Source organism: Winslowiella iniecta, assembly GCF_001267535.1.
GTDB classification, from domain to species: domain Bacteria; phylum Pseudomonadota; class Gammaproteobacteria; order Enterobacterales; family Enterobacteriaceae; genus Erwinia; species Erwinia iniecta.
The window spans coordinates 55,657-69,090 of record NZ_JRXE01000009.1 but is presented as its reverse complement, the minus strand read 5'-3'; the positions used below and the strand labels follow the sequence as shown (position 1 = coordinate 69,090).

The following is a 13,434-nucleotide window of genomic DNA, read 5'->3' as shown; positions in this document are numbered from 1 at the left end:
CTGCTCTGCATCAACATCATCACCCTCGTTGCAATCCCTCATGCGGTTAAGTCTGCCCCTGCCAGAGTGCTACACTCAGAACCGGATAAAACACTCTTACTCTCAGCAAAGGCAGGTCATTACCATGGCGGAAAATAACTATCAGCCTCCTAAAGTCTGGAGCTGGAACCAACAGGGCGGCGGCAACTGGTCCACGATCAACCGTCCGATTGCCGGACCCACCCATGAGTCCTCATTACCGGTTGGTAAACACCCTCTGCAACTCTATTCACTGGGTACGCCCAACGGTCAGAAAGTCACGATTTTGCTGGAAGAGTTACTGGCGCTGAATGTCAGCGGCGCGGAATATGATGCGCACCTGATTCGCATCGGTGAGGGCGATCAGTTCTCCAGCGGCTTTGTTGAGGTGAACCCCAACTCCAAAATCCCGGCGCTGCGGGATCACTCCACAAACCCGCCAACCCGGGTGTTTGAATCCGGCGCTATCCTGCTGTATCTGGCAGAGAAATTCGGTCACTTTGTGCCGAAAAATGCGGCGGCGCGCACCGAAGTATTGAACTGGCTGTTCTGGTTGCAAGGCTCCGCGCCTTACCTCGGCGGTGGCTTTGGCCATTTCTACCACTACGCGCCAGAAAAAATCGAATACGCGGTCAACCGCTTTACTATGGAAGCCAAGCGCCAGCTTGATGTGCTGGATCGCCAACTGGCTGAGCATCGCTATATTGCGGGTGAAGATTACTCGATTGCCGATATCGCAATCTGGCCATGGTATGGCAACCTGGTGCTGGGCGGACTGTATGAAGCCGCGGAATTTATTGATGCGGCGTCGTACACCAACCTGCAACGCTGGGCGAAAGAGATTGAGCAACGCCCTGCGGTACAGCGCGGTCGCATCGTTAACCGCACCTGGGGCGAACCGTCCCGGCAACTGCACGAACGCCACGACGCCAGCGATTTCGAACTGCGCACCGAAGATAAACGTCAGTCATAACGCTGTTTAGCTGTTTTTCTGAGCGGGTGCGCGCGGTTCTTCACGCGCACCTGCCTGCTGTCGTCTCTCATTTCACTATTATGGCTGGCCGCACGGCCGGGAAATTCGCTTGCAATCAGGTAGTGCCCTACCTATATTTTCAGCTATGACAACACCTCAGAAAGATTCACCCCAGGATGAAGCACCGCTGCTGCTAGACCAACAGCTCTGTTTTGCCCTCTATTCCGCCAATCTGGCGCTGCACAAACTTTACCGGCAACTTCTGGCAAAGCTTGAACTCACCTATCCGCAATATCTGGTGATGATGGTGCTGTGGGAGAAGGATGATGTGACCGTATCCGAGATCGGTGAACGTTTGTTTCTTGATTCAGCGACGCTGACGCCGCTGCTGAAGCGCCTGGAAACAGCCGGAATGATCCACCGCCAGCGCTCTCGTCAGGACGAGCGCCAGGTGATGGTCACATTAAGTGAGCAGGGTCGCCAGCTGCGCCAGCAAGCCACAACCATTCCGGAATCGATAAGCTGTGCTGCGGCCTGTGATGCCGACACCCTGCAAGGACTGAAACAACAACTGGAAACTCTGCGCGATAACCTTAACGGCTAACGCCTTCACTGATTACAGCACCAGCGTACCAAACGCCGCTGACCAGTCGTGGTCGAAGCGTTTTAGCGCGTCATCTACAGCCGGGTCCAGCAGGAACATCTCTGCTACCTGCGGATCGACCGTAATCGCCTGACAACCTGCCAGCATACAGTCAAGCACCTGACGCGGGGTACGGAAACTGGCCGCCAGCACTTTACTGGCAGGACAATGCAGGCCAACCAGTTTCTGTAGCTCGGTGACCAGCCCAATGCCGTCTCCGCCCTGACTATCCACCCGGTTCACATAAGGTGCGATATAACTGGCGCCGGCCAGCGCAGCAAAGAACCCCTGCCCCGCACCGTATACCGCTGTACCGAGGGTCGGAATATTCAGCTGGGTCAATTGCTTAATAGCGGTCAGGCCATTATGCGTAACCGGTACTTTTACCACTAAATCGGGAATCACCGCGCGCAGTTTCAGCGCTTCTTCCACCATTGCCTGCGGTTCTCTGGCAATCACCTGGGCAAACAGCGTGCTGTCAGCCGGCAGCAACGAGGCTAACTCCTGAAGTACGCTGACCATATCGCGCTTACCGCGCGCGACAATGCTGGGATTAGTGGTGACACCTTTAATCGGTAATACCGCAGCCAGGCGTTTTACCTCTGCGACATCTGCCGTATCCAGATAAAATTCCATCGTTTGCCTCCGTCAACTTAGCGGACGATCAGTCCTAACAAAATCCCGAGCGCACCGAAATCGGAGTCACTGAATGTGGTGTTCGCCAGACCAATACTGCCCAGTACCGGCAGCAGGAACACCGGCAGGAAGGTGATCAGTAAACCATTGGCAAATGAACCCAGGATCGCCCCGCGTCTGCCGCCGGTAGCGTTACCGAATACCCCGGCCGCCGCGCCAACAAAGAAGTGCGGAACCACACCCGGAATAATCACCGTCATATTCAACGCATACAGCAGGAACATCCCGAGCACACCCGCGATAAAGCTGCTGAGGAAGCCGACCAGTACCGCGTTGGGTGCATAAGGAAACACTACCGGGCAATCGAGCGCCGGTTTGGCATTCGGAACCAGTTTGTCAGAGATGCCTTTAAACGCCGGAACAATCTCCGCAATCACCATTCTCACGCCTTGCAGAACGATATACACGCCCGCCGCAAAGGTGATGGATTGCATCAGAGAAAACATAAACCAGTTCTTTCCACCGGCATTCATCTCTTTCACCGCCGACGGACCGGCCACCAGGCAGGTAACAATAAAGATAAAGAACATGGTGAAGGCAATGGCAACCGGCGTATCGCGCAGAAACAGCAGGCTTTTCGGTACATCCATATCTTCGGTAGATTTCTCTTTATTACCAAACTTACTACCAATAAATGCCGAAAGAAGCTGAGAAAGTGCCGAAAAATGACCAAAAGCGACATCGTCCGAACCGGTGACTTTCTTCATATAAGGATGAATAATCGCCGGGAAGATAACCATCGACAGACCGACGACCAGAGAACCGACGGCAATCAGCATGGCACCCTGCATTCCGGCAGTCGCCAGAATCACCGCCACCATCATTGACATAAACAGCGTGTGGTGTCCGGTCAAAAAGATAAATTTCAGCGGGGTAAAACGCGCAATAACGATGTTAATCACCATGGCGAAAAACATAATCATCGCCATTTCAGTACCAAAGTTCTTCTGCGCAACGGCAACAATGGCTTCGTTATTTGGCACCACACCGGCAATACCGAACGCGTGATGGAAAATCACCGCAAAGTCGCCGAGCGAAGAGACAATTAACCCGGCACCCGCGCCGAGAATAACAAAGCCCATGACGGTTTTAACCGTGCCTTTAATACATTCTGTTACCGGCTTTTTCTGCGCAATCAGACCAATAAGCGCAATCAGACCGACTAATATCGATGGCTCAGCCAGCACATCACTCATCAAAAAACGGAAGAATTCCATTTTGATCTCCAGCAGTTATCTTTATAACGCGCCAAGTTCGGTCAGTGCGACAGACAAACGTTCTTTCATCGCCACTTTATCAACCATGTTGTTCAGCGAGACGATTTTTCCCGCCACGTTCTGCGCCACCAGCTGCTCTGCAATATCTTTCGTGCCGACAAAAATATCACTTGGTGTACCTTTGGCTGAGCCTAAGTCCACATGGTCAACTTCTGCCGCCACACCAAGATCTTTAACGATAGTTTTGATGCTCATTTCCATCATTAAACTGGTGCCGAGACCGTTACCGCATACGACTGTGATTTTCATAATTTTTTTCCCGTAGTGATGATTAATAGTTGGCAAGAATGGATAAAATTTGCTGCTTATTACTGGCCGCCATAATGGCCTGCACATGCTGGTCATTATCAAATAGCTGCGCCAGGCTGGAAATAACCTCGATATGACTGTTGCTGTCAGTGGCTGCCAGTACAATCAATAACTTAACTGGATCGTTTCCTTCTGAATCAAATATCACCCCATCCTTTACCAGCGTTAAACAGAGCGACAAACGATTGGCGCCATCCTCTGGCCGCGCATGGGGCATGGCAATGCCAGGCCCGACCACGTAATACGGGCCGATTGCTTCATGTGAACGGTAAATTGCGTCGACGTAAGATGGCTCAATCGCCTTGCTGAGCAGCAGAGGCTGGCAGGATTTGGCGACTGCATCGCGCCAGTCCTGACAACTTTCGAGGATTTGTATGGTTTCTGGTGTGAGTAATTGATTCAGCATTGCCCGATACCTGTTTTTTAATAATCTGGCAGCAGACTAAAGTAACAGGCAGGACAAGAATGTGACCCTTATCAAAAAAGATAACGCTAACAGTTATAATTATCATCAAATGTGATCGGTCTATCGTTTGACTGTAAACCTCTTGTTGCCCTGATACAATTGATGCAAACTTACCGGTGCTAAGGAACAGCTTCATTCGAAAAAAAACAAATAATTATCATGACGTTAGATACCCAATATTTTTAGCTTCCCGGGGATAAGCCGTCAGTGGAGGAGATTGGCATGAGCAAGCGTCGCAGCAGTGGTCGGGTGACACTCCAGGATGTGGCGAACTATGTTGGCGTAGGAACCATGACGGTTTCCCGGGTGATGCGCAACCCTGAGCAGGTGTCTGAAAAGTTACGCGCCAAAGTGGAACAGGCCGCCGCCACGCTGGGTTATCAACCGAATAATGACGCCAGCGAACTGGCAAGCGGCAAAGCCAAAGTCACGCTTGCGGATGTGGCACATCATGCCGGTGTTGGCCCGATGACCGTTTCGCGCGCCCTGCGCGACCCGACGCAAGTCTCCGGGGAGTCGCTAAAAAAGATCGTCGCAGCGGTTGATGAGTTAGGCTATGTCGTGCAACAGCATGCCTCAGCGCTCGCCTCATTTCAGAATAGCGTGGCGGTGCTGTACCCGTTCTTCAACGATAAACCCAGCATCACCTTCCTCGGCGCATTGCAGGACACCCTGAGCAAACGGCAATTTCAGCTGATTCAGGCCTGCCATGAGTATAACCAGCACAGTGAAAGCAAAGTGGTGGAGAAACTGCTGCAACAGCGCCCGGCGGCCCTGGTCCTGTTTGGCGCACAGCTCTCATCCCTGACCCGGACACTGATCCAGAACAGCGGTGTTCTGACGATAAATATTTGTAGTGCCGAACCTTTTGCCGCCGACTTAACGTTTAATTTCGCCATGTCAGAAGCCGGCGAGAAACTCACCCGCCACTTGCTGGAGAAGGGCTACAAAAATATCGCTTTTATTGGTGCCCATACCGATAATCGACTGCAAAAACAGCAAATTAATGGCTGGAGCAAGGCGTTACTTTCCCATTACCACAATACCGATTTAAAAATTACCGTGCCGGAAGCACCGGATTTAAAATTGGGCCGTTATGCACTCGGTGAACTGTTACAGACCTATCCGGATATCGATGCGGTGATTTGCAGCCATGAAGAGATTGCTCTGGGTGTGCTGTACGAATGCCAGCGGCGGATGCTCAAGGTTCCGTATGATTTAGCCGTCGCCTGCCTTGAAGGCTCTGAAAATTGTGAACACAGTTATCCGTCACTGACCGCCATGCAGATTAATTATCAGAAGCTGGGCAGTCAGATCGGTGCAGCCATCAGTGCGATGATCGCCACCCCTTCCGGCGAAACCGCAGTTCAGAACCTCAGTTATAAACTGGAAGTTCGCTTAAGCACCTGATAAATATCTCTGCAATGCGATAAATAAAAAAAGAGCCGCTGGACAGAGCGGCTCTTTTTTATTCGCAGGATAATTAATAATCCTGCCTGTCATTTATTTTTATTATTCCGGCATTGCAGATGAATGGTGGCTTGAGATCAGCCATTGTTTGCCATCAAATGCATAAGTGTAGGTATAACGAGCAGAAACTTTGGTGTTGTCTTTAAAGGTGAAAGTATAAGTACCTACATCAATCGCTTTATTACAGCCGATACGAATGGTACGGCTGTCAATTTTACCGAATGGTTTCTTCTGCAGAAAATGCTCAAAGTAATCCACACGTTCTGCATCAGTCAGGCGTACCTGATTTGATACGGTTGGCAGCAGGACGGCGTCGGAGAGATAGTTCGCCGCCACTTTCTTTGCATCACCGGTTTGCAGTGAATCATTCCAACGATCGAACAGTGCTTCGATTTGTTTTTGGTCAACCTTCTGACAATCTTTTACGTCTTTAGCTAACACGGAGCCAGAAAAAGATGCTGCCAGAATAAGAAGTGCGATTTTAGTTTTCATTTAAAAAATTCCCCTGGTTAATTAACGCAGAGAAATTTAATTTTTTCCAATTATTTAATCAACGGAATTTACGCATACTTATAGTTGATTAATAAAAGAATACAAAAAAAACAGCTGAATGAATTTAAGAAAAAACGACTGCGTTTTATCTCATTGATTTAATAATTTTATTTTTAAGCGGATTTTTAGTTATCAGGCTAATTAGATTGGCTATTTTTTAATCCAGGTTGTGCCGCCGGGCAAATACCATCATCTCGAACTGATTTTTTACGCCGATTTTATCGGCCAGCCGTCGTTTGTAGGTACTGACCGTCTTATTACTGATACTCATTTCTTTTCCAATCTGAATATTACTCATGCCACGAGACAAATAGCCCAGCACTTTCATCTCCTGGTTTGAGAGACTTTCAATCAATTTAATCTCATGCCGGGTATCGAACATCTCTGGTGAAGTGGTGGCTACGCCGGAGCGCCGTGGGTAGTAGCCATACCCGCGCAATACTGCCCGTGCAGCATCGGTAAATTCACTGAGATTATTTTTCTTACTGACAAAACCATCAGCACCGGCGTTCATACAGCGTGTGACATAGTGTGGCTCACTCTTGCTGGTCAGCACCAGGATACTGATTTCACATCCCGCCATTCGCAGTCGCTCTATCACATCCAGCCCGTTTAATGCCGGGATATCGATATCCAGCACAATTAAATCGGGAGGGTTACTTCCTGCCAGACGAACCGCATCCAGCCCATTATCCGTTTCAGCAATCACTTCATGACCTTCATTTTCCAGTAACATACGCACGGCGAGGCGCGCGACCGGATGATCATCAACCAACAGCACTGTACTCATTATCTTTCCCTTAAAATCCGTTATTCCCGGGCGCTATCCTGCCCCCTCGCATCCTTTCGATATGATACAGATAAATATTACGGCTGTATCTTTTTAACGCAACTTTGTTAATCGGCAGTTTATCAGTAGTCTGTTGCTGAGACATCCGCTTTTGTTGCAATATAAATAACGCCATCCCGTTAAAATCGCTATGCGACGAAACGTAGGAAATGGATTACAAAAACATCAGACCAGGACTGCATATCTTTATGACTGACCTGATATTAACTTATACCCGCTGGATGCATTATTCGTTATGTCGTCTTTAGCAATAAAATCAGGTAATTAACATTCACTCACGGCTTTCAATCTCGCCATAGTTATCAGGCTGGGTTTTATTAATACCGCAGAAGCTGTTAATACCTGAAAAAGATGCCACTGTTTTATGCCAGCATTAGGAAATAAGTTTATGGAAAGCGATTACAATATCCTGCTGATTGATGAGTGCTATCTTTCACGACTGGGCCTGACACTGTTATTAAAAGAGCCAGGCAATCACCATCTCCGTTTTCATCATGCCACCTCACTGGATAATGCCCGTTTCTTTATTACCTCAGGAAAAATAAATGCTATCATTCTCGACTGTAAGAACGACATTTCCCTGTCCAGCACGAAAGTTTTCCTGCGAGAGACGCGGTTAAAAGCGCCAGACATTAAGCTTATCGTCTATAGCCGTAACTTCTCTCGTTCCATATTAAGGATGTATCAGACCTTTATTATTCATGGTTTTTTATCGCGGCGGGACGCGACCGACTGTGTGGCAGATAAACTACAAAGCATCTTCTTTATGGGAAAAAATGCATTGAGTCCGAGCTTTTTTCAGCAGGCGGAAAAAATTACTCCGGACGCCGCCTGCCTGACCCCGGCAGAGAGCCGCACTTTACGCTTTTTACTGGATGGTAAAACGCCGGCACAAATTGGCCGTCTGACTCAGCGCAGCGTGAAGACCATCAGCAGCCAAAAACGTAGCGTAATGCGCAAACTGGGTATCACCAGAACCAGCCAGTTAATTATGATGCGCGAAGGATTGTACCGTACCTTTTATTAACGCCAGCCGCGCCAACATCACCACTACCGCGGGTAATGTTCATCCATATACCGCTCAATCGCCTGATTGAGCTGAACAATCGTGTTCAGAGTGCCATGTATCTCAGCAGCAATAGTCAGCGCACTGCGCTGCTCGCACCTACTTTCCAGTTTGCGGCAATCGTTCTCAGCCTGAGTCGCACCAATTATCTGCGCAACGCCCGCCAGACGGTGCAGGCAATGCGCCAGCCCTTCCCAGTCCTGTTGCTCAAATAAGCGGGTTGCCTGGCGAATATCACGATTATTTTCTTCCCGGGTGGTTCGCAACAGGATCATCATCAGGTCGTTATCATGCTGCGTCAGGCTACGCAGTGCGGCGATATCCACCAGCTGTTCCAGTGAACAGCCCTGCTGACGGACGGTGATATTGCGGAACAGCGATCGCAGCAGCGTATCCAGTTGAGTGAGCCGCAGTGGTTTAAACAGGCAGTCATCCATACCCGCCGCCAGAAAGCGTTCGCGCTCTTCGGGTTGGGCATTCGCCGTCAGGCCAAGAATAATCACCGGGTTTTGTTGTTCGTCACGAATCCTTTTGGTCAGCGCCATGCCATCCATAACCGGCATACTGCAATCAGTAATGATTAAATCAAAATAGTCGCGACGCCATGCCTGTAGAGCCTGCTCACCATCTTCAGCCTCCGCCACCTGATGGCCGAGACGGGTCAGCTGGTGTTTAAGTAACAATCGGTTAGCCGGATGATCATCAACGGTCAGGATTTTCAGCACTCTGGGCGTCTCCCCGGTTTCCGGCGTCTCAACCTGACGAGTAACCTGCGCATCGCGACAAGCCACCGGCAGGCGAACGGTAATACAAGTGCCCCATCCCGGCTGGCTTTGTAAAACAATCGATCCCCCCATCATGGTGATCAACTGATGGCAAATTGCCAGTCCCAGCCCGCTCCCCCGCTGTTTTTTCCCACTTTCACTCTGTTCAAAGGGAGTAAACAGCCGTTTTTGCTCTTCAGGGCTGATGCCCATACCCGTGTCGGTAACTGTCAGCTCCAGCAGCACATCCTGCTGCTCGCCGCGCGCCCAGCTCAGATGTACTTTCACCGTTCCGCTTTCGGTAAATTTTATTGCATTGCCGATCAGGTTTGAGAGCACCTGGCGAAAGCGCATCGGATCAAGATAAATATCGTGGGAGGACGACTCTTCAGCCTCACAGCTCAGCGTCAGGTTCTTCTGACGCGCCAGGCCGCCAAAAACCCGCACCACCGGTGCGATGATTTGATCAAATCTGACCCATTCGGGGGCCAGCTCCAGTTTGCCGGACTCTATTTTTGCCATATCCAGAATATCGCCAATCAGACCGAGCAATGACTGAGCTGATTCATAAGCGACATGCACCGGCTCATTGGCGTCACTGTGATCGCGATTGAGCACCTCCAGCTCCAGCAGACCGATAATCGCGCTGATCGGGGTACGGATCTCGTGGCTGATGGTGGCAAGGAAAATACTTTTTGCCCGGTTAGCCTGCTCAGCGCGTTCCCGCGCCACGGAAAGTGCAGCAAGCAGATCTTCGTGATCGGTAATATCCTGCCAGCTACAAATCAGCCCGGCGACCTGATGGGCATGATCATAAAAGGGCACCGCCTGATGAATAATCACCCGTTTTTCAATGCCGTTATAGACCGTATAGCGCCGGGCGTCGCCGCTGTTTGCGCTCCGCGCCAGAACCTGGCACAGCTGCGGATAGACTGCTGCTAACGGATGTAGCGGCCATTTAAGCGATAGCTGAATCAAACGGATATCCGCCTGCCGGAAGAAATCGTACCAGGCCTGGTTGTGATCGATAATTTCAATATGACGATTGACCACATACACCGGCACTGGCGTACCGTTAAACAGCGTTTCGTGGAAGGTGGCCTGTTCCTGCAATTTAAGCTGCATTTTAAGTCGGCCACGGATTTCGCGCCGCAGATAATATATCCATACCAGCGAGGTGATCACTACCATGGCGAATATGCCAGCCAGCCAGTAAAACTGCACGCGATACAGCGGCCAGGTTTGCAATTTCACATTCGGCGTCGCCTGCCATTTGTTTACCAGCAGCGAGATATCACGCGGAGGAATGTCTGCCAGCACTTTATTAATAATGCTGTGCAATTCCGGCAAATCACGTCTGACACCAAACGTGACACGTGAAGGCATTTCCCCCAGTTGCGCGGCGATTTTTAGCTGGCCGCGAAAGTAGTGATCAATCATATAGCGGGCGCCCATCAGGTCATGGACTGCGCCGTCGACTTTACCCTCATTGACCATTTGCAAAGCCATATTGGCATTCTTCGCCTCAATCAGCGTAATCGCCGGATAATGGCTGGCCAGCCATGCCATCTGGCTATGGTCCGGAGTGACCGCCAGTCGCTTGATATGGGTGAGGTGACTATCAGAATTCATCCGCTCGCGCACTACCAGCACAAAAGGCTGAAACAGATAAGGCCGGGTGAACAACAGCGGCTTATCCTGTAGCGGACTGGTGTTCATCATCGTCATTAAATCGCCCTTACCTTCCAGCACCTCATTCAGCATGGTGGCTTCAGATGCGGCCTTTACCGGTACAAAATTCAGGCCGGTACGCAGACTGATAAAACGTAATACATCGGCGGAGATGCCGTGAAATTGTCCTTTTTCATCGAACATGGTAAAGGGCGGATTAACCGCATCAACCACAATTCGCAGCTGGCGTTGCTCACTAATCCAGCGTGTTTCGCGTGGTGTCAGGTTCAGTGCAGTATTTAACTGCCAGATATCCAGCCCATGGCTCCACTGGTTGAAGATCGCTTTATGCTGGAGTGGGGAAATGGCATTCAACGCGGCATTAACCGTCTTTTTCAACGTACTGTTGTCGCTACGCAGAAAAAAACGCGGACCGGTATCCTGCGGCGACAATAATTCGGTTATGGCCAACACATTATTAAAGTGACGCTCAATCAAAAAACTGACGCTGGTCAGATTGCCAATCGCATAATCGTTTTCGCCAAACGCCACTGAAGCCAGCGCACTTTCCAGCGAAGCGTAACGGGTCACTTTGGCCAGGGGATAGTCGTTTTTAATCCACGCATCATCATGATATTTACCGACCAACGCCAGGTGGATCGGTGCTGTACGCGCAGCCGGTTTAAACTGCGTAGCGGCTGAAACCAGCGCCGGGCGATTAATCATAAAAGGCTGCGTGCTGGTTAATCCCTTATGTTCCGTCAGTGGCTCACCGCTGTCATCCAGCACCATATCGACGCATTGCTGTTTAAGCGCCGTCAGCGCGGCATCACGATCGGGATAACGCAGCACCTTAAGCGACAATCCCAGGTAGCGGGAGATAAGCAGGCTGTAATCGGCAGAGATCCCTTCAAACTGATCGGGCTCAGCAACCATATCAAACGGCGGATTATCTGGCGCAAAAGTGGCAATCCGCACTTCCCGCTTTATCCCCAGCCATCGCCACTGCTGGTCAGTGAGTTCCAGTTTTGGCGGCGACAGTGTCTCACGATTCAGTAATTGCATCGGCTGCGGTGCGGCCGTCGCCAGGCTGAAAGGCAGCAACAGCAACAATCCGCTTAAAATGACATAGCGCATAAGGATACCAATCTGTTTTTTCCCGCTGGCCTAAGTTGTAAATTTCAACATCACATTTTTTCAATATTAATAAAAGTAAAGTCCTGAAGCTTAAAACGGTACATTTCTCTGAATTATTAAGCTTTCTGTTGAAAGCTCATTGTAATAGTTGACACGCTTGATACCACGTTATCCATTTATTATTACATGTTATCTCAGTTAAATTGACTGTGAAAGCCAGTGACGACTCAACATCCGATCCGCGGATTCGACCGCCGAGGATTGATCAGAAAAAATTTCCGCCGGTTAATGCTGCTACTGTTTTTCCACCGTAAAAAATCATGCGTTGTAATCATTTAAATTGAAATAATTAACGATAAAATTCCAATAAGTTTCCCATAGAATCTGATTAAATGGCCTGTCACTGACATTGTCGCCCCTCGCTCAAAACAGCAGCATACCGATATTACACGCTATTTTCGCTACAGAACGCGTAATTTCCTCTCACCTTTACCGAGATATTCTGCATAAAAAACCGGTAATCCTTTTTTGAAAAATTAAAAACATTAAACTACCAGAGATAATAAAATGATATTTTTAGTTGTATTTTCAAATAATCATAGACATTTAAATTGATATATAAAATGGCTGACCAGTTAAAAACTATTACTGCATCAGGGTGAAAAATTGTTGACCAAAACGTTGATTTTGTTTAATCATCCTCAACATGATCCTCTGTATAAGGAAATAAATTTTGACTGCCAGTCAACATTGCCATATCGCAGCATTAGGTTCTGCGGCAGGAAATATCAGAATCGCGTTTCCTGATGATGAAGTGCTGGTTTTTGCTGATGATTTATCCTTTGGCCCGCTCTACCCCCTCGCAGACGCTGAAGCTTTCTCTGCCCGCATGATATGGCTGGAAACGTTATGGCAGACAGTCTGCGCCCCCGAATGCTCTGACGTTATTCTGCGTCGTCAGCTGACGACCACCCTGCTGAGCCGTCTTCACCGTTGCAAAAGCGTCACTATTTGGGTTGGCGACAATAGCCGCGAGCAATTGATGCTCAGTGCGTTACTGGAACAGCTACAGCAGAGCGAAATTTTCATTATCAATGTCACCACCATCGGCGGCGCAAGTTCGGTGGCAAATGTTCCGCCAGAAAGGCTGGCTTTATGGTGGCAGGAACGCACACTGCTTTCAGCGGCAGAAATTGAACGTTCTCAGGCAGTCTGGCATCAACTCCTGGCTTTCCCCTCAGAGCTCCGCATCTTCCGTCAGGGCCAGCTGTTAACTCAACCGGTCAGTTACTACGATCATCTGATTTTAACCGCGCTGACCGCCACCCCGACCCAGGCTTCACACATCGTAGGGGAAGTTCTCTGCATGGCTGAATGCGATACGCTCAGCTATCTGTTTATCGATTCCCGCTTAAGGACACTGATTTTTCGTCAGGATGTGCTGGTTGAAGGGCCAATAAGTCATCTCAGGCAGATGAAAATCAGGAAAGCCATCTAGATCCGCCCGATTTAATGGCATTAATACCTCCGCTTGCTCCTCCT

Annotated in this window: 12 protein-coding genes; 5 read left to right on the top strand and 7 right to left on the bottom strand. The window is 49.5% G+C overall.

Annotation, left to right across the window (positions count from 1 at the left end):
• Positions 1 to 124: 124 nt before the first annotated feature.
• A complete protein-coding gene (gene yghU / locus NG42_RS08000) occupies positions 125 to 991 on the top strand; it encodes a glutathione-dependent disulfide-bond oxidoreductase (protein WP_052898795.1) in 867 nt (288 codons plus the stop codon).
• Between the two features lie 145 nt (positions 992 to 1,136).
• Positions 1,137 to 1,595, top strand: coding sequence for a MarR family winged helix-turn-helix transcriptional regulator (locus NG42_RS07995; protein ID WP_052898794.1), 459 nt, complete (start codon positions 1,137 to 1,139; stop codon positions 1,593 to 1,595).
• Between the two features lie 12 nt (positions 1,596 to 1,607).
• Here NG42_RS07995 and fsa read toward each other — a convergent pair whose 3' ends face one another.
• Genes fsa through NG42_RS07975 form a run of 4 tightly spaced genes read right to left on the bottom strand, consistent with a single transcriptional unit; the run spans position 1,608 to position 4,322 of the window.
• Positions 1,608 to 2,270, bottom strand: a complete 663-nt coding sequence (gene fsa / locus NG42_RS07990; protein WP_052898793.1) for a fructose-6-phosphate aldolase — start codon at positions 2,268 to 2,270, stop codon at positions 1,608 to 1,610.
• Between the two features lie 17 nt (positions 2,271 to 2,287).
• Positions 2,288 to 3,547: a PTS ascorbate transporter subunit IIC gene (locus NG42_RS07985; protein WP_052898792.1), complete on the bottom strand. Its 1,260-nt coding sequence runs from the start codon at positions 3,545 to 3,547 to the stop codon at positions 2,288 to 2,290.
• Positions 3,548 to 3,568: 21 nt separating this feature from the next.
• The gene (locus NG42_RS07980) at positions 3,569 to 3,856 is read right to left on the bottom strand and encodes a PTS sugar transporter subunit IIB (protein WP_052898791.1); all 288 of its coding nucleotides are present in this window, start codon (positions 3,854 to 3,856) and stop codon (positions 3,569 to 3,571) included.
• Between the two features lie 22 nt (positions 3,857 to 3,878).
• A complete protein-coding gene (locus tag NG42_RS07975) occupies positions 3,879 to 4,322 on the bottom strand; it encodes a PTS sugar transporter subunit IIA (RefSeq protein ID WP_052898790.1) in 444 nt (147 codons plus the stop codon).
• Between the two features lie 282 nt (positions 4,323 to 4,604).
• Here NG42_RS07975 and NG42_RS07970 point away from each other — a divergent pair, with 282 nt between their 5' ends.
• A complete protein-coding gene (locus tag NG42_RS07970; protein WP_052898789.1) occupies positions 4,605 to 5,792 on the top strand; it encodes a LacI family DNA-binding transcriptional regulator in 1,188 nt (395 codons plus the stop codon).
• A gap of 102 nt (positions 5,793 to 5,894) precedes the next feature.
• Here the strand turns inward: NG42_RS07970 and NG42_RS07965 are convergent, their stop codons facing one another.
• Positions 5,895 to 6,344, bottom strand: a complete 450-nt coding sequence (locus NG42_RS07965; RefSeq protein ID WP_052898788.1) for an SgcJ/EcaC family oxidoreductase — start codon at positions 6,342 to 6,344, stop codon at positions 5,895 to 5,897.
• A 217-nt stretch (positions 6,345 to 6,561) separates the two neighbouring features.
• A complete protein-coding gene (locus NG42_RS07960; RefSeq protein WP_052898787.1) occupies positions 6,562 to 7,194 on the bottom strand; it encodes a response regulator in 633 nt (210 codons plus the stop codon).
• A gap of 448 nt (positions 7,195 to 7,642) precedes the next feature.
• On the opposite strand from NG42_RS07960, the gene NG42_RS07955 reads away from it, so the two are divergent.
• Entirely contained in the window at positions 7,643 to 8,281 is a 639-nt protein-coding gene (locus NG42_RS07955) for a helix-turn-helix transcriptional regulator (protein WP_162231021.1), read from the top strand.
• Between the two features lie 23 nt (positions 8,282 to 8,304).
• Here the strand turns inward: NG42_RS07955 and NG42_RS07950 are convergent, their stop codons facing one another.
• Positions 8,305 to 11,892 carry an ATP-binding protein gene (locus NG42_RS07950; protein ID WP_052898785.1) on the bottom strand — a complete coding sequence of 1,196 codons (3,588 nt, stop codon included), beginning with the start codon at positions 11,890 to 11,892 and terminating at the stop codon, positions 8,305 to 8,307.
• A 733-nt stretch (positions 11,893 to 12,625) separates the two neighbouring features.
• Here NG42_RS07950 and NG42_RS07945 point away from each other — a divergent pair.
• Entirely contained in the window at positions 12,626 to 13,390 is a 765-nt protein-coding gene (locus tag NG42_RS07945) for a DUF1835 domain-containing protein (protein WP_053115834.1), read from the top strand.
• Positions 13,391 to 13,434 lie beyond the last annotated feature (44 nt).